This is a genomic window from Paracoccus panacisoli (genome assembly GCF_042435015.1).
In the GTDB taxonomy this organism is placed as follows: Bacteria; Pseudomonadota; Alphaproteobacteria; order Rhodobacterales; family Rhodobacteraceae; genus Paracoccus; species Paracoccus panacisoli.
In genome coordinates this window covers 18,852-35,352 of record NZ_JBHMQU010000059.1, presented here as the reverse complement: position 1 = coordinate 35,352, position 16,501 = coordinate 18,852, and the positions used below count along the sequence as shown (strand labels likewise).

Genomic DNA, 16,501 nt, shown 5'->3' with positions numbered 1-16,501 from the left:
GCAGAGTCGCGGGCAAAACCAGCGAGGGACCGAGGATGATGTTCGCCAGACCGACCCTGGCCGCAATGGGCGCCGCCCTGCTGCTGACGGGCTGCGTGCCCGAGGCCGAGGCCCCGCGCCCCACCGGCCCCGCCGCCGCGCAGGCCGCGCAGGGTGCGGCCGACTACGCCCGATACTGCGTCGCCTGCCACGGCCCGACAGGGCGCGGCGACGGTCCGGCGGCCGCGGGCCTCTCGCCCCGACCCACGGACCTCACGCAGCTTGCGCGCCGCAACGGCGGCACATTCCCGCGGCTGCGGGTGATGGCGCGGATCGACGGCTACACGATGGGCAAGACCGACAGCCCGATGCCGCAGTTCGGCGAAGAGATCGGCCGCGGCCCGAAGGTGATGTTCGACGCGGGCGACGGTCTGCGCGCGCCCACGCCCGCGCGGTTGGTGGCGCTGCAGGGGTATGTGGAGACGTTGCAGCGGTAGGGGGCAGCCGAAGGTGAGGCTATGACGACCGGGCGTGCCGAGTGGGTTGCACCAACGCTTGATGCGGCTGAGCCCTGCGGTGACCTTGGCGTCCGGGCGCTCTACGACGCCATTCAAAGTGACTTCGTCAAGTTGCGAAGTGACTGGGCCTTCTACGAGTTTGTCTACGGGCAGAGAGAGGTTGTCGAGCTTCTCAACGAAGCGTCGGGCCCGACCACGGGTCTGATGCAGGAGGCGATAGACAGTCTGGTGTTTCTGGGCATCGCAAAGCTCACCGACCCTGCCCGACAGGGTTCCAACCGAAATGCCTCACTTCACGCGCTGGTTGCCGACACCGGGTTGTCGGAGGACGTCACTTCACGGCTCTCTAGCCTGTGCGGACACGTCCGAAAGCACAGGAGCAGTCGACTGGCGCACACGGACCGGACGTGGCGGCTCGGCGCGAAGGATCTGCCGGACGTTTGTCGTGCGGACATAACCGCTGTGCTGGATGAAATCGGGCATATCTTGTCCGTGGTCGCGAGAACCCTGGGCGCCGAAGAGACTGATGCAAGCTGGTGGGCACGCGGGAAGGATGAGGCAATCGAGTTCGTGAACGTCGTTCGCATCGGACTTGAAGAGCGGAAAATGCGGGTCAGCGCTTGGCACAGTTCCCGATCGGTCGAAGATAAGGCCGCTGCGGAAGAGGTCCTCCGGCCTGCTTGGCTTTTCAACCCACACGCTGAAATGGAAGGTTGACCGACTCCGACCCGTCGTCTTGAAACCTGCCGCGACAACGTTCTTGCCCTGCGGACTTAGATAGCGAAAACAGGTCTGTCAGCTGCGGGCCGTGGCAGAGACGACCAATATCAGGTCGCGCCTTTGGCAACAGCCGCCTCCCGACCGTCCACCCCTCAGACGTCCAGCTCCTCCACGAACTGCGCGTTCTCGCTGATGTACTGGAACCGCAGCTCTGGCTTCTTGCCCATCAACCGTTCGACCAGATCGCCGGTCTCGCCGCCGTCCTCGTCGTCGATCGACACCCGGATCAGCTTGCGCGAGGCCGGGTTCATCGTCGTGTCCTTCAGGTCCTTGGCGTCCATCTCGCCCAGACCCTTGAAGCGCTGCACGTCGATCTTGCCCTTGCCGCCAAGGCCCTTGGTGAGCCACGCCTCCTTCTCGGCCTCGTCGGCGACGTAGACCCGCTCGGCGCCTTGCGTCAGCCGGTAGAGAGGGGGGCAGGCGAGGTAGAGGTGCCCCTTGTCGATCAGCGGCCGCATCTGGGTGAAGAAGAACGTCATCAGGAGCGAGGCGATATGCGCCCCGTCCACGTCCGCGTCGGTCATGATGATGACCTTGTCATAGCGCAGGTCGTCGACGTTGAAGCGCGTCCCCATGCCGACGCCCAGCGCCTGGCACAGGTCGCTCAACTCGGCGTTCTGCGACAGCTTCGAGGACGCCGCCCCGAGCACGTTCAGCACCTTGCCGCGCAGCGGCAGCAGCGCCTGCGTCGCCCGGTCGCGCGCCGCCTTCGCGCTGCCGCCGGCCGAGTCGCCCTCGACGATGAAGATCTCGGTGCCCTCGCGCGCAGTGGCCGAGCAGTCCACGAGCTTGCCGGGCAGGCGCAGCTTCTTGGTCGCGGACTTGCGCGCCGTCTCCTTTTCCTGCCGGCGGCGCAGGCGCTCCTCGGCGCGCAGCACCAGAAAATCGAGGATCGCCCCGGCGGACTTGGTGTCGGCGGCCAGCCAGTTGTCGAAATGGTCGCGGACCGCGCCCTCGACCAGCCGGGCGGCCTCGGTGGTGGCGAGGCGGTCCTTGGTCTGACCGACGAACTCGGGCTCGGCGATGAAGCACGACACCAGCGCACAGCCGCCGGTCAGCAGGTCGTCGCGGGTGATGTTCTCCGCCTTGCGGTTCTTGGTCAGCTCGCCATAGGCGCGGATGCCCTTGAGGATCGCGGTCCAGAACCCGCCTTCGTGCGTGCCGCCCTCGGGCGTCGGCACGGTGTTGCAGTAGGACTGGATGAAGCCGTCGCGCGAGGGCGTCCAGTTGATCGCCCATTCGACCTTGCCCGGCACGCCGAAGCGCTCGCGGAACTCGACGAGCCCGGCGAAGGGGCGGTCGGCGTAGGTGGTGGCGCCGCCCAACTGCTCGGCGAGATAGTCCGAGAGGCCGCCGGGGAAGTGGAAGGTCGCCTCGCGCGGGGTCTCGCCGTCGTCGATCTCGGTCCGCCAGCGGATCTCGACGCCCGAGTGCAGATAGGCCTTGGACTTGACCATCCGCATGATGCGCGCGGGCTTGAGGCGGTGGTGCCCGAAGATCTGCTCGTCGGCATGGAAGGTGACGGTGGTGCCGCGCCGGTTCGGGGCCGGGCCGATCTTCTCGACCGGCCCCTGCGGGATGCCGCGCGAAAAGCTCTGCCGCCACAGCTCGCGGTTGCGAGCGACCTCGACCACCATCCGGTCGGACAGCGCGTTAACGACCGAGGCACCGACCCCGTGCAGGCCGCCCGAGGTCTGATAGGCGCCCTCGGTGAACTTGCCGCCGGCGTGCAGCGTGCAGAGGATCACCTCGAGCGCCGACTTGCCCGGAAACTTGGGGTGCGGATCGACCGGGATGCCGCGGCCGTTGTCGCGCACGACGACGGAGTGGTCGGCCAGCAGCTCGACCTCGATGCGGCTGGCGTGGCCGGCGACGGCCTCGTCCATGGCGTTGTCGAGGATTTCCGCGACCAGATGATGCAGGGCGCGTTCGTCGGTGCCGCCGATGTACATCCCCGGCCGCTTGCGGACGGGTTCCAGCCCTTCCAGCACCTCGATCGAGGCGGCGGAATAGCTGTCGGTCGCGGCGCTGGCGCCGCTGAGAAGATCATCGGACATGAAGGCTGCTCGGCTTGTCGTTTGCGGGCTTATCCCACGCCGGGCCGCGGCGGGGCAACCCTTGCGGGCGTGCGGGCTGCTTTCTGGCCCAAATGCCCCGGCCGGGCGCCAGCGACCCGCAGCGCCGCCGGGGCAGGGCGGGTCAGGTTCGCTCGCGCAGCCAGTCGGCGAGCGCGCCGTCGTCGATCTTGCCCTGCGCCAGCGCGATGATCTTCTGGCCGACCTCTTCGACGCTCGCCGTCGGCGTCGCAGCGCCGTTCATTCGCAGGCAGGCAAACATTGTCCGAAAGGCCGTCCGCTTGTTGCCATCGTTGAAACAGTGCCCTTGCGAGATCGCCGCGGCATAGGCGGCAGCGAGATCGTAGACATCCGCCACGAGGCCGTAAGCCACGCGGTTCTCGACCCGCGCCAGCGCCCCTTCGAGCGATTTGTCGCGGGCCCGCCCGGGGAGCTCGCCGGGGTTCAGCACCGCGTCGTGCATCGCCTCGACCAGAGCTGCGTCGAACAGAAACCAGTCTGGTCCGATCATTTGTCGCGCAGATAGTCCAGCACCGGCTGCACCTCGTCCCGGGTCTCTTCGAGATGGGCCATCACCTCGTCCATCGTCGCGTAGCGCACGTTCGGGACCGTCGCCTCCTCAGGCACCAGATAGGCGACCACGGCGCTGTTCTTGAGGATCGCCACCGGCTTGCCGCCCGAGCGTTCGAGCACCTTGTGCGGCTCGCGCAGCTCGGTGATCGTGGCGATGTGGTTCGTGAGCAGGCGGGTCATGACACTCTCCAAGTCAATGCACGGAATATTGCATATCCGGGTGCATATTTCAATCTGCGCCCCCGCCTGCGCCCCAAGCCGTTATTCCGGCTCGGCCATCCGCGCTTCCCACATCCGGCGGAAGCCCTCGCGGGACTGGCAGGCCGCCAGCCACGCCTCGACGGCCGGGAACTGCGCCATCAGCGCGCCGTAGCCCTGCGCGTAGCGGATGACCTCGGCCATGTTCAGGTCCGCGACGGTGAACCGGTCGCCGACGAGGTGCCCGTGCGTCGCCAGATGCGCGTCGAGCACCTTGAGCGGGCGCACGAGCCGCTCGGCGGCGTTGGCGACCATGGCGGCATCCTCGCCCGACTGCTCCTGCCCGCGGGCGTGCAGGAACAGGATCGTCAGCGCGTCGGGCTCGATCGCGGTCGCGGCGTAGAAGGACCACTGCATCATCAGCGCGTCCTCGGCTGGATCGCGCGGGCCGATGCCGTTCGCGTCATGCTTGCGCGCCAGATACAGCGTCTGCGCCAGCGATTCGAAGAGCACCAGCCCGTCATCCTCGATCACCGGGATCGCGCCGGCGGGCGACAGCGCCAGGAACGCGGGCGAGCGGGTGTTCATCGGCGCGTCGGGCGCGTCGGCGTCGGCCAGCCGGTAGGCCTGGATCACCGGCTCTTGCCGGAAGGGCAGGTCCAGCTCGTGGCACAGCCAGATCAGCCGCGACGCGCGCGAGCGGGTGACGCCGTGGATGGTCAGCATCTGCGGTATTCTCCGTGAGGGCGGCCCGGACCGGGCGTGGCCCAGACAACGCGGGTTTCCGACGCGGCGTCAACCGGCGATGGCGACGGCGGCGCCATGAAACCGTCAAGAGACTGTCACGAAACCGTCGCACTTCCGCGATAGGTCGCGCCCCGTGGCGGCCACGCCACCCAACTGCAGGAGCCTGCCATGAACAAGCTGACTTTCTCCGCCTCGGCGCTGGCCATCGTCGCGCTGTCGGCGACCGCCGCCGCCGCCCGCGACAACGTCCAGGTCGCCGGGTCGTCCACCGTGCTGCCCTACGCCACCATCGTCGCCGAGGCCTTCGCCGAAAACACCGACTTCCCGGCCCCCGTGGTCGAGGGCGGCGGCTCGTCGGCCGGTCTCAAGCAGTTCTGCGAGGGCGTGGGCGAGAACACCGTCGACGTCGCCAACAGCTCGCGCCCGATCAAGCCGGCCGAGCTCGAGACCTGCAAGGCCAACGGCGTGACCAACATCGTCGAAGTCCAGTTCGGCTACGACGGCATCGTCTTCGCCAGCGACAAGGCCGGCGCCGACTTCGTGCTGACCCCCAAGGACGTGTTCCTGGCGCTGGCCAAGGACGTGGTCGTGGACGGCAAGGTGGTCCCGAACACCGCCGCCAAGTGGAAGGACGTGAACCCGTCGCTGCCCGACCAGGACATCATGGCCTTCATCCCCGGCACCAAGCACGGCACCCGTGAAGTGTTCGAGGAAAAGGTGCTGATCGCGGGCTGCAAGGAAGCCGGCGCGCTCGAGGCGCTGGTCGCGGCCAACGGCGGCGACGAGAAGAAGGGCGAGGGCGCCTGCAAGGCGGTCCGCACCGACGGCAAGTCGGTCGACATCGACGGCGACTACACCGAGACGCTGGCCCGCATCGACAGCAACAAGACCGGCGTGGGCGTGTTCGGCCTGTCGTTCTACGAGAACAACACCGACAAGCTGAAGGTCGCCACCATCAACGGCGTGACCCCCTCGACCGACACCATCGCGTCGGGTGAATACCCGGTGTCGCGCCCGCTGTTCTTCTACGTCAAGAAGGACCACATCGGCGTCATCCCGGGCCTCAAGGAGTACGCCGAGTTCTTCGTCTCGGACGCCATCGCCGGTCCCGGCGGCCCACTGGCGACCTATGGCCTGGTGCCGGACCCCAAGTTGGCCGACGTGCAGAAGACCGTCGCCGACGGCACCACGATCACCATGCCCTGATCCGGGACGGGGCGCGCCCGGCCCCGCGGGGCCGGGCCTGCGCCACCCGATGCCGACGGGCGGTCCCTTCCGGGGCCGCCTCACCCCGGACGCCCCGGACCGAGTCTGCCCTCGTGATCTCGGGCGTTCGCATCTGCTAGACTGCCGGCACCGCCGCCGCCGCGTCCGTCGCGCCGCCTTCCGAGGCTGGCCCGCGTCCGCCCGGCGGGGCCGGCTTCCCCGCGTCCCGGCCGCTCGACGGGCGCACCCATGTTGCGAGGCACCATGCCGACCCTCTGGATCACCCTCATCGTCCTGGCCCTAGCCGTCGTGGGCTATGTCCTCGGCCGCGCCCGCTCGGTCCGGGCCGTGGACGGCAACACGAGGGTGCTGCACTCGCGCCCGACCTACTACGGCTGGAACGTGGCGCTGTTCACCGCCGTCCCGGCGCTTCTGGTGCTGCTGCTCTGGGGCATCGCCCAGCCGCTGGTCATCGACCGCGTGGTGCACCGCGCCATCCCGGCCGAGGCGATGTCGGACAGCGACAGCCGCCGGCTGGTGATGGAAGACGTGCGCCGCTCGGCCAGCCAACTCAACGCCGCCGTCGCCCGCGACGTGCTGACCCCGGCCGAGGTCGCCGCCCTCACCCCCGAGGACAGCGCCGCCTTCGACCGGCTGAGCGCCGCCGGGCTGCGCGTCTCGACCACCCCCCACATCCTGCGCGCCGCGCAGTCCTTTGGCGACTTCACCCGCACCGGCGGGCGGATCCTGACCGGGCTCGCGCTGGTGCTGGCGCTCGGCGGGCTCGCCTTCGCGCTGATGCGGACGACGCCGCAGTTCCGTGCCCGCAACGTGGTCGAGCAGGTCGTGCGCGGCCTGCTGATCCTCTGTTCGATGATCGCCATCTTCACCACCATCGGGATCGTCCTGTCGCTGGTCTTCGAATCGGTGCATTTCTTCCAACTCTACCCGTGGCAGGACTTCTTCTTCGGGACCGAGTGGACGCCGTCCTTCGGCGGCGGCTCGAAGCTCGGGATGCTGCCGCTGCTGTGGGGGACGCTCTACATCTCGCTGATCGCGCTGCTGGTGTCGGTGCCGATCGGCCTGTTCGCCGCGATCTACATGAGCGAGTACGCCACGCCCCGGGTGCGGTCGCTGGTGAAGCCCGCGATCGAGGTGCTGGCCGGCATCCCGACCATCGTCTACGGCCTCTTCGCACTTGTCACCGTCGGCCCGCTGATCCGCGACTGGCTGGCGCAGCCGATGGGACTGGGCAACAGCGCGTCCTCGGTGATGACCGCGGGTCTCGTGATGGGGATGATGCTGATCCCGTTCGTCAGCTCGCTCTCGGACGACATCATCAACGCGGTGCCGCAGTCGCTGCGTGACGGCAGCCTGGCGATGGGGTCGACCCCCTCCGAGACGGTGCGCCAGGTGGTGCTGCCCGCGGCGCTGCCGGGGATCGTCGGCGCCGTGCTGCTGGCCGCCAGCCGCGCCATCGGCGAGACGATGATCGTCGTCCTCGGCGCCGGCGCCATGGCCCGCATCAGCCCCAACCCGTTCGAGGCGATGACCACCATCACCGTCAAGATCGTCGGCCAGCTGACCGGCGACAACGACTTCGCCAGCCCCGAGACGCTGGTCGCCTTTGCCCTGGGCCTGACGCTCTTCGTCTTGACCCTCGGGCTCAACGTCTTCGCGCTCTACATCGTGCGCACCTATCGGGAGCAGTACGAATGACCGACGTCACCTCGACCCCACCGCGCCCCGTGGGCGGCAGCGCCGCGCCGCGCGCCCGCAAGTCGCTTTTGGTGCAGGACGCCCGCACCAAGCGCCGCAACGCGGCCGAGCGGCGGTTCCGCGCCTATGGCGTCGCGGCCATCGCCACGGCGATCCTGGCGCTGGTGTTCCTGCTCTTCACCATCATCCGCGACGGCTCGACCGCCTTCGTGCAGACCTACGCCACCATTCCGGTGACCATCGAGGCCTCGGTCGTCGACCCGCAGGGCACCCGCGACCCGGCGGCGATGAGCAAGGTGCTGACCACCAGCTACGGCAAGCTGCTCGAGAACTCGCTGCGCGGCTTCGTCGAGACGAACGGGATCGCCATCCCCGACCTCGCCGACAAGGACCTCGCCGGGTTCTTCTCGGCCCAGGCCCGCGCCGACCTGCGGCAGGCGGTGCTGGCCGATCCGGGGCTGGTGGGCTCGGTGATCGAGGTGCCGGCGCTGACCAGCTCGCGCGTGGACGGTATGTTCAAGGGCCGGGTCAGCCGCGAATCCGCGGCCGGCGACGCCCGCACCTCGGTCGCGCAGTTCGACCTGGCCGAGGCGCTCAAGGCGCGCGGCGAGCTCGAGACCCGCTTCAACCCCAGCTTCATCACCGGCACCGACAGCTCGGACAACCGGGCCGAGGCGGCGGGCCTCGGGATCGCCATCCTCGGCTCGTTCTACATGATGCTGATCGTTCTGGTGCTGTCCTTGCCGATCGGGGTCGCGGCCTCCATCTACCTCGAGGAGTTCGCCCCCCAGAACCGCCTGACGGACCTGATCGAGGTCAACATCGCCAACCTCGCGGCGGTGCCTTCGATCGTGTTCGGGATCCTGGGCCTGGCGATCTTCATCAACCTGGTGGGGCTGCCACGCTCGGCGCCCATCGTGGGGGGGCTGGTGCTGACGCTGATGACGCTGCCGACGATCATCATCTCGACCCGCGCCGCGCTCAAGGCGGTGCCGCCGTCGATCCGCGACGCGGCGCTGGGCGTGGGCGCGAGCCGGATGCAGACGGTCTTTCACCACGTCGTGCCGCTGGCCATGCCGGGCATCCTGACCGGCACCATCATCGGGCTGGCGCAGGCGCTGGGCGAGACCGCGCCGCTCTTGCTGATCGGCATGGTGGCGTTCGTCGCCAACTACCCGTCGGCCCCGCCGCAGGGCCTGTTCGAGCCCGCCTCGGCCCTGCCGGTGCAGGTCTACAACTGGACCCAGCGCGCCGACCCTGCGTTTTTCGAGCGCGCCTCGGGCGCCATCATCGTCCTGCTGGTGTTCCTGCTGGCGATGAACCTTCTGGCCATCTATCTGCGCCGCCGCTTTGAACGGCGCTGGTGAGCGATCACGGGGATCCCTAAGATGAACGATATGCGACTGGCGGAGAGAACCGTGGACACCGACGCGAAGGAGATCAAGTTCGAGTGCCGCGACGTGCAGGTCTGGTACGGGACCAAGCACGCCATCAAGGACGTGAACGTCGATCTGCTGGACAAGACCGTGACCGCCTTCATCGGCCCGTCGGGCTGCGGCAAGTCCACCTTCCTGCGCTGCCTGAACCGGATGAACGACACCATCCCGATCGCACGGGTCGAGGGGCGGATGCTGCTCGACGGCGACGACATCTACGACCGCCGCGTCGATCCGGTGCAGCTGCGCGCCCGGGTGGGCATGGTGTTCCAGAAGCCGAACCCGTTCCCCAAGTCGATCTACGACAACGTGGCCTACGGCCCCCGCATCCACGGCATGGCCCGCAACAAGGCCGAGCTCGACCAGATCGTCGAGCGGGCGCTGCGCGGCGCGGCGTTGTGGGACGAGGTCAAGGACCGGCTGGGCGAGACCGGCACCGGGCTTTCGGGCGGCCAGCAGCAGCGGCTGTGCATCGCGCGGGCCGTGGCGACCTCGCCCGAGGTGCTGCTGATGGACGAGCCCTGCTCGGCGCTCGACCCGATCGCCACTGCCCAGGTCGAAGAGCTGATCGACGAGCTGCGGTCCGAGTTCTCGGTGGTGATCGTCACCCACTCGATGCAGCAGGCCGCCCGCGTCAGCCAGAAGACCGCGTTCTTCCACCTCGGCAACCTCGTGGAATACGGCAACACCGACGACATCTTCACCCGCCCGCAGGACCCGCGGACGGAAAGCTACATCTCGGGCCGCATCGGCTGACCCGCAGGCACGCGACCGGAGGACTGCCCCATGAACACCACCGACCGCCACATCGCCTCGGCGTTTGACCGCGACCTCGAGACCGTGCAGGCGCTGGTCGTCAAGATGGGCGGGCTCGTCGAGACCGCGATCGACGAGGCCGCCCGCGCGCTCGAGACCCGCGACGACGAGCTGGCCGAAGAGGTCCGCCGCCGCGACCGCGCCATCGACGCGCTCGAGCAGCAGATCAACGAGGAAGCCGCACGGGTGATCGCGCTGCGCGCCCCGAACGCCACCGACCTGCGGGTGGTGCTGACCGTCATCAAGATCTCGGGCAGCCTCGAGCGGGTGGGCGACTACGCCAAGAACATCGCCAAGCGCACCCATGTGCTGTCGCATCTGCCGGCCATCGACGGCGCCGGCATGGCGCTGCGGCGGATGTCGGGCACGGTCGAGACGATGCTCAAGGACGCGCTCGACAGCTACGTCCACCGCGACGCGGCGCTGGCCGCCGACGTGCGGGCGCGCGACCTTGAGGTCGACCAGATGTACAACGCGCTGTTCCGCGAGTTCCTCACCTACATGATGGAGGATCCGCGCAACATCACGTCGTGCATGCACCTGCATTTCATCGCCAAGAACATTGAGCGCATGGGCGACCATGCGACCTCGATCGCCGAGCAGGTGCTGTATCTCGTCTCGGGCACGCTGCCCGAGGATGCGCGCCCGAAAAGCGACAGCGTCGCCCGGCCCCCCGTGCCCACCGATCCGGCTGCCGATCGCGCCGACGACCCCGGCGCGGGCCCGGCGCCGCGTCCCACCCCCGGCGCCGGCTGAGCCGCGCCCGCCGCTGCCAACCCGGCGCGCGCCGGTATTTCCCCGCGCGCGCCCTGATGACACGGAGGAGACCCGATGAGCATTCAGCAACCCTGCATCCTCCTCGTCGAGGATGAGGGCGCCCAGCGTGAGGTGCTGACCTACAACCTGGAGGCCGAGGGCTTCCGCGTCGTCTCGGCCGAGACCGGGGACGAGGCGCTGCTGCTGGTGGCCGAAGAGAACCCAGACCTGATGGTGCTGGACTGGATGCTGCCGAACGTCTCGGGCATCGAGATCTGCCGCCGCGTCAAGGCCGACCCCGACACCCGCCACATCCCGATCGTCATGCTCTCGGCCCGCTCGGACGAGGGCGACCGGGTGCGCGGCCTCGAGACCGGCGCCGACGACTATGTGGTGAAGCCCTATTCGGTGGTCGAGCTGATGGCCCGACTGCGCACCCAGCTGCGCCGCACCCGCCCCGCCACCATGGGCGAGCGGCTGAGCTTTCAGGACATCCTGCTGGACGCGGGCGAGCACCGCGTCTTCCGCTCGGGCAAGACGCTGCATCTCGGCCCGACCGAGTTCCGCCTGCTCTCGACGCTGATGGAGCGTCCGGGCCGCGTCTGGACCCGCGAGCAGCTGCTCGACCGGGTATGGGGCCGCGACATCTACGTGGACACCCGCACCATCGACGTCCATGTCGGCCGGCTGCGCAAGGCGCTGATGGCGCATGGCGGCGACAACCCGGTGCGCACGGTCCGCGGCACGGGCTACTCGCTCGGCTGAGCCGCACGGGGCGCCCCGGCGCAACTGCCCAAGCCTTGGGCAGCGCGCTGTCCGGGGCAGGGGGCGCGCGGCCCGCGCCCTTGCCCCCGCCGCCCGCGCCGCGCCACAGTGGTCCCCGAGAGGTGACCATGACTGCGTTCGACGAAATGACCGAGGGGCAGGGGGTGCGGGCCCCCTATGCCGAGTTCTCCCGCTGGCTCGCCAGCCAGCCCGACGACCTGATGGCCCGCAAGGCCGCCGACGCGGAAGAGGTGTTCCGCCGCACCGGCATCACCTTCGCCGTCTATGGCGAGGAGCAGGCCACCGAGCGGCTGATCCCCTTCGACATCGTGCCGCGCATCCTCTCGGCCGCCGAGTGGGCGCGGCTCGCCCGCGGGATCGAGCAGCGGGTGCTCGCCATCAACGCGTTCCTCCACGACATCTATCACCGGCAAGAGGTGATCCGCGCCGGCATCGTCCCGCTCGAGCTGATCGCCACCAACGACGCCTTCCTGCCGCAGATGATCGGCATGACGCCGCCCGGCGGCATCTACACCCACATCGTCGGCACCGACATCGTGCGCACCGCCGAGAACGAGTTCCAGGTGCTCGAGGACAACTGCCGCACCCCCTCGGGCGTCAGCTACATGCTCGAGAACCGCGAGACGATGATGCAGCTCTTCCCCGAGCTGTTCATGCAGAACCGGGTCGAGCCGATCGAGGACTACCCCAAGCTCTTGCGCCGCTCGCTGTCGGCCGCGCGCCCGGCCCGGGCGCCGGCGCAGCCCGCGGTCGCGGTGATGACGCCGGGGGTGAACAACTCGGCCTATTACGAGCACGCCTTCCTCGCCGACCAAATGGGGGTGCAGCTGGTCGAGGGCGCCGACCTGCGGGTGGTCGACGGCCACGTCGCCATGCGCACGACCGAGGGCTACCGCCGGATCGACGTGCTCTATCGCCGGATCGACGACGATTACCTCGACCCGCTCAGCTTCCGCCCCGACAGCGTGCTGGGGGTGCCGGGGATCATGGATGTCTACCGCGCCGGCAACATCACCATCGCCAATGCGCCGGGGACCGGGGTGGCCGACGACAAGGCGGTCTATTCCTATATGCCCGAGATCATCCGCTTCTACACCGGCGAAGAGCCGATCCTGTCGAACATCCCGACGCTGCGCTGTTCCGAGCCCGAGAACCTCGCCCATGTCCTCGACCGCCTCGACGAGCTGGTGGTGAAGGAGGTGCATGGCTCGGGCGGCTACGGGATGCTGGTCGGCCCCGCCGCCAGCCGCGCCGAGCGCGAGGCCTTCGCCGAGAAGCTGAAGGCCCGGCCCGCGAACTACATCGCCCAGCCGACGCTGGCGCTCTCGACCTGCCCGGTGCTGACCAAGGCGGGGCTGGCGCCGCGCCACGTCGATCTGCGGCCCTTCGCGCTGGTCGGCGACGGGGTGCGGATCGTGCCGGGCGGGCTGACCCGCGTGGCGCTGAAAGAGGGCTCGCTGGTCGTGAACTCGTCGCAGGGCGGGGGCACCAAGGACACCTGGGTGCTGCGCGACGGGGCGTCCGCCGTGACCAACGGGCGCGGTGCGTTCGGGGCCCGGGTGCCGATGCGGCAGGGGCAGGGGCAGGCACAGGGACAGGGACAGTCGCAGGCGCAGGGTCAGTCCCAGTCGCAGTCGCAGCGCCCAACCCCCTCAACCCCGCCCGACACCCAGCCCACCCCTGACCAACCCACCGCGACGGAGGGGCAGCAATGACCGCCCATTCCCGCACCATCCTGCTCGGCCGCACCGCCGACGGGCTGTTCTGGATGGCCCGCCAGATCGAGCGGGGCGAAGCGATGGCCCGGCTGGTCGACGCCGGCCTGCACATGGCCCTGACCCGCGGCACCGCCGAGGCGGACTGGCGCTCGGTCCTCGAAAGCGCCGGGGTGCTCGACGCCTTCACCGCCACGCACGGGCCGCTGGACGACCAGCCCGACCCCGACACCGCCATCGACTTCCTGCTGCGCGCGCCCGAGAACCCCTCGAGCGTCCGCAACTGCCTGCTGCAGGGCCGCACCAACGCCCGCATGGTCCGCACCGCCCTGACCCGCGACGCGTGGGAGGCCGTGAACGAGGCCTGGCGCATGGTCGCCGACGAGCTCGCCCGGCCGGTGCGCGAGGCCGACCTGCCCGCCGTGCTGGGCCGCATCAAGCAGGCCACGGCGCTCATTCGGGGGATGACGGTCAACACCATCCTGCGCACCCCGGGCTATCAGTTCATTCGCCTCGGGCTGCATCTGGAACGCGCCGACACCACGGCGCGCATCCTCAACGTCAAGTATTACCACCTGCTGCCCTCGACCGCCTGGGTCGGCTCGGCGCTCGACCAGACGCAATGGGATTCGATCCTGCGCTCGGTCTCGGCGCACAAGGCCTACAAATGGCTCTATGACGCCGACATCTCGGCCGCCAACACCGCCGATTTCCTGATCCTGAACCGGCGGATGCCGCGCTCGCTGGCGTTCTGCCACGCCGAGATCTCGGCCGCGCTGGCCGATCTGGCGCGGGACTACGGCACCCGCCAGCCCTGCCACGCCGAGGCCGAGGCGCTGAACCGGATGCTCTCCGAGCGCGACATCGACGAGGTGTTCGAGGAGGGGCTGCACGAGTTCCTGCAGGCCTTCCTCGCCGACAACGCGCGCCTCGCCGCGGCGATCGCCCGCGACTACCGCTTCACGGAGTGACCCGATGCTGCTCTCGATCCGCCACCGCACCGAATATCGCTACGAGGCGGCGCCGAACTACGGGGTGATGCGGCTGCGCGTCACGCCCCGCAGCCTCGGGCCGCAGCGGGTGATCGACTGGCGCATCGGCCTCGAGGGGGTCGAGCGGCAGGTCGCCTTCCGTGACCATCTGGGCAACGAGGTGTGGCTGGTGTCGATGGCGCAGGGCTGCGACCGGGTCGCCGTGACCGCCGAGGGGGTGGTCGAGACGCGCGAGACGGCGGGCGTCTTCGGCCCGCACCGGGCGCTGGCGCCGCTGTGGCTCTTCACCCGCCCGACCGCGCTGACCATGCCGGGCGAGGGGGTGGCGCGGCTGGTCGCGGACCTCGGTGGCCCCGACGCGGGCGGCCCGGCGGTGGCGCCGGTGGTGGCGGGGCAGGTGGGCCTCGGCCTCGCGCACCGGATGATGGCGGCGGTCGCCGACGCCGTCGCCTATGACGTGGACGACACCCATCCCGCGACGACCGCCGAAGAGGCGCTGGCCCGCGGCGCCGGGGTCTGCCAGGACCACGCCCATGTCATGGCCGCCGTCGCCCGCCGCTTCGGCATCCCGGCGCGCTACGTCTCGGGCTACCTCAGGCTCGACGACCGTGAGGACCAGACCGCGACCCACGCCTGGGTCGAGCTGCATCTCGAGGGGCTGGGCTGGGTCGGCTTCGACCCCTCGAACCGGATCAGCCCGGACGACCGCTACGTCCGCCTCGCCGTCGGGCGCGACTATGACGAGGCCGCGCCGATGGGCGGGGTCCGCTACGGCGCCCACGCCGAAGACCTGCACGTCCACTTGCACGTCGGCGAGCAATGACCATAAGACGACCGCCGCCCGCACACGCGCGGGGCGCCAGAAGGAGACGCCGGCGATGACCTATTGCGTGGGCGTGATGCTCGACCGCGGGTTGGTGTTCATGTCCGACACCCGCACCAACGCGGGCGTCGACAACGTGTCGGTGTTCTGCAAGACCCGCGTCTGGACCCAGCCGGGAGAGCGGACGCTGGTCCTGATGACCGCCGGCAACCTCGCCACCACCCAGGCTGTCGTGGGCCGGCTCGAGGACCGCACCGCGGCGCCGGACGAGCGCGGGATGTCGCTGCTCTCGCAGCCATCGATGTTCGCCACCGCGCAGATGCTGGGCGACCTCCTGCGCGACGAGATCAAGCGGCGCGAGGATGCCGCCGGGCAGACCGCGGCCTCGAAGTTCTCGGCCAGCATGATCCTCGGCGGGCAGATCGCCGGCGCGCCGCCGCGGCTGTTCCTGATCTACCCCGAGGGCAATTTCATCGAGGCCACGCCCGACACGCCGTTCTTCCAGATCGGCGAGACGAAATACGGCCGCCCGATCATCGTGCGCGCCTACCGCCCCGACATGAGCTTTCGCGAGGCCGTCAAGCTGCTGACGGTCAGCTTCGATTCGACGATCAAGGCGAACCTCTCGGTCGGGCTGCCGGTGGACGTGACGCTGATGGCCCGCGACAGCTTCGCCACCACGCGGCTGCGGATGGGCGAGGCGGACCCGTATTACAGCATGATCTCCTCGCGCTGGGGGCAGTCGCTGGCCGAGGCGCTGAACGCGCTGCCCGACCCCGAGCTGCCCTGCGTGGCCAGCCCCTCGGACACCCCGCTGCCGGGGAACGGGACGACGGCACCTGCTGCACCAACCGCCCCCCGGCCGGGCGCCGGGGCGGCCGCAGCGCCCCCCGCCGAGCCCGGCGCCCCCGCCCCTGCCGAGGCGGTCGAGGTCAACCCCACGGTCTCGGTCCCGGTGAACGACGACCCCGCCGCCGCCGGCCTGGCCGAGCCCGCCCCGACCGCCCCCGGCGGCCCGCGCCCGGGCTGAGCCGGGGGGTAGGTGTGCTAAAGTAGCAATGCGGCGCATCCCCGCGGTCGCGGTACCGGCCATCGTCGCGCGGCTTTCTTTGGTTCTCTCGTCCCCGCGTGGGGGGCTGACCCTCCAGCCGCTGCGGCTCTCAGGCTGGCAATGCCCTGCGCACGCGTATCCTCCCATCTTCCGCCGATCGCGGCGTTGACCCGTTGAAGTTCACCAGAGCGTCGCCCTCTGGTCGCCGCGTCAGCCCGTCATCACGGCCTCTCGCGAGCACGTGAACGGCCCGGCGACTGATCACTGATTCCGAGCACCTCCAACGCCGCCAGTCTCCCGGCTGACTATTGGTCGCCGCATGTGCGCCTCT

Annotated in this window: 16 protein-coding genes; 12 read left to right on the top strand and 4 right to left on the bottom strand. The window is 69.7% G+C overall.

Features of this window, described 5'->3' with window-relative positions:
• Positions 1-35 precede the first annotated feature (35 nt).
• Both ACFHYO_RS12145 and ACFHYO_RS12140 read left to right on the top strand, forming a co-directional pair.
• Positions 36-476 (top strand): c-type cytochrome, encoded by a 441-nt coding sequence (locus tag ACFHYO_RS12145; protein ID WP_394320698.1) that lies wholly within the window; start codon positions 36-38, stop codon positions 474-476.
• A gap of 21 nt (positions 477-497) precedes the next feature.
• Entirely contained in the window at positions 498-1,214 is a 717-nt protein-coding gene (locus tag ACFHYO_RS12140; RefSeq protein ID WP_394320696.1) for an AbiU2 domain-containing protein, read from the top strand.
• Between the two features lie 155 nt (positions 1,215-1,369).
• Here the strand turns inward: ACFHYO_RS12140 and parE are convergent, their stop codons facing one another.
• The 4 genes from parE to ACFHYO_RS12120 form a co-directional block, all read right to left on the bottom strand.
• Complete coding sequence (gene parE / locus ACFHYO_RS12135) at positions 1,370-3,334, bottom strand: DNA topoisomerase IV subunit B (protein WP_394320695.1); 1,965 nt, start codon at positions 3,332-3,334, stop codon at positions 1,370-1,372.
• A 142-nt stretch (positions 3,335-3,476) separates the two neighbouring features.
• Positions 3,477-3,863 (bottom strand): type II toxin-antitoxin system death-on-curing family toxin, encoded by a 387-nt coding sequence (locus ACFHYO_RS12130; RefSeq protein WP_052513046.1) that lies wholly within the window; start codon positions 3,861-3,863, stop codon positions 3,477-3,479.
• Positions 3,860-4,105, bottom strand: coding sequence for a hypothetical protein (locus ACFHYO_RS12125; RefSeq protein WP_043133349.1), 246 nt, complete (start codon positions 4,103-4,105; stop codon positions 3,860-3,862). The genes ACFHYO_RS12130 and ACFHYO_RS12125 overlap by 4 nt, the downstream gene beginning before the upstream one ends.
• A gap of 81 nt (positions 4,106-4,186) precedes the next feature.
• Positions 4,187-4,849, bottom strand: a complete 663-nt coding sequence (locus ACFHYO_RS12120; protein ID WP_394320693.1) for a glutathione S-transferase family protein — start codon at positions 4,847-4,849, stop codon at positions 4,187-4,189.
• Between the two features lie 189 nt (positions 4,850-5,038).
• Here ACFHYO_RS12120 and ACFHYO_RS12115 point away from each other — a divergent pair, with 189 nt between their 5' ends.
• The 10 genes from ACFHYO_RS12115 to ACFHYO_RS12070 all read left to right on the top strand — a co-directional run bounded on the left by ACFHYO_RS12115 (position 5,039) and on the right by ACFHYO_RS12070 (position 16,149).
• On the top strand, positions 5,039-6,076 hold the full coding sequence (locus ACFHYO_RS12115; protein ID WP_043133344.1) for a PstS family phosphate ABC transporter substrate-binding protein: 1,038 nt from the start codon (positions 5,039-5,041) through the stop codon (positions 6,074-6,076).
• Positions 6,077-6,340: 264 nt separating this feature from the next.
• Positions 6,341-7,795, top strand: a complete 1,455-nt coding sequence (gene pstC / locus ACFHYO_RS12110) for a phosphate ABC transporter permease subunit PstC (protein WP_394320771.1) — start codon at positions 6,341-6,343, stop codon at positions 7,793-7,795.
• Positions 7,792-9,162 carry a phosphate ABC transporter permease PstA gene (gene pstA, locus ACFHYO_RS12105; RefSeq protein ID WP_036702389.1) on the top strand — a complete coding sequence of 457 codons (1,371 nt, stop codon included), beginning with the start codon at positions 7,792-7,794 and terminating at the stop codon, positions 9,160-9,162. The genes pstC and pstA overlap by 4 nt, the downstream gene beginning before the upstream one ends.
• A 21-nt stretch (positions 9,163-9,183) precedes the next feature.
• Positions 9,184-9,987, top strand: coding sequence for a phosphate ABC transporter ATP-binding protein PstB (gene pstB, locus ACFHYO_RS12100; protein WP_036702391.1), 804 nt, complete (start codon positions 9,184-9,186; stop codon positions 9,985-9,987).
• A 30-nt stretch (positions 9,988-10,017) separates the two neighbouring features.
• On the top strand, positions 10,018-10,803 hold the full coding sequence (phoU, locus tag ACFHYO_RS12095; RefSeq protein ID WP_394320691.1) for a phosphate signaling complex protein PhoU: 786 nt from the start codon (positions 10,018-10,020) through the stop codon (positions 10,801-10,803).
• Positions 10,804-10,878: 75 nt separating this feature from the next.
• Entirely contained in the window at positions 10,879-11,568 is a 690-nt protein-coding gene (gene phoB, locus ACFHYO_RS12090; protein ID WP_036710320.1) for a phosphate regulon transcriptional regulator PhoB, read from the top strand.
• Between the two features lie 128 nt (positions 11,569-11,696).
• The gene (locus ACFHYO_RS12085) at positions 11,697-13,304 is read left to right on the top strand and encodes a circularly permuted type 2 ATP-grasp protein (RefSeq protein WP_394320689.1); all 1,608 of its coding nucleotides are present in this window, start codon (positions 11,697-11,699) and stop codon (positions 13,302-13,304) included.
• Positions 13,301-14,275 (top strand): alpha-E domain-containing protein, encoded by a 975-nt coding sequence (locus ACFHYO_RS12080; protein WP_394320688.1) that lies wholly within the window; start codon positions 13,301-13,303, stop codon positions 14,273-14,275. The genes ACFHYO_RS12085 and ACFHYO_RS12080 overlap by 4 nt, the downstream gene beginning before the upstream one ends.
• A 4-nt stretch (positions 14,276-14,279) precedes the next feature.
• Positions 14,280-15,119: a transglutaminase family protein gene (locus ACFHYO_RS12075; protein WP_036702395.1), complete on the top strand. Its 840-nt coding sequence runs from the start codon at positions 14,280-14,282 to the stop codon at positions 15,117-15,119.
• 55 nt (positions 15,120-15,174) lie between these two features.
• Positions 15,175-16,149, top strand: a complete 975-nt coding sequence (locus ACFHYO_RS12070; protein WP_394320686.1) for a proteasome-type protease — start codon at positions 15,175-15,177, stop codon at positions 16,147-16,149.
• The last annotated feature ends 352 nt before the right edge of the window (positions 16,150-16,501 follow it).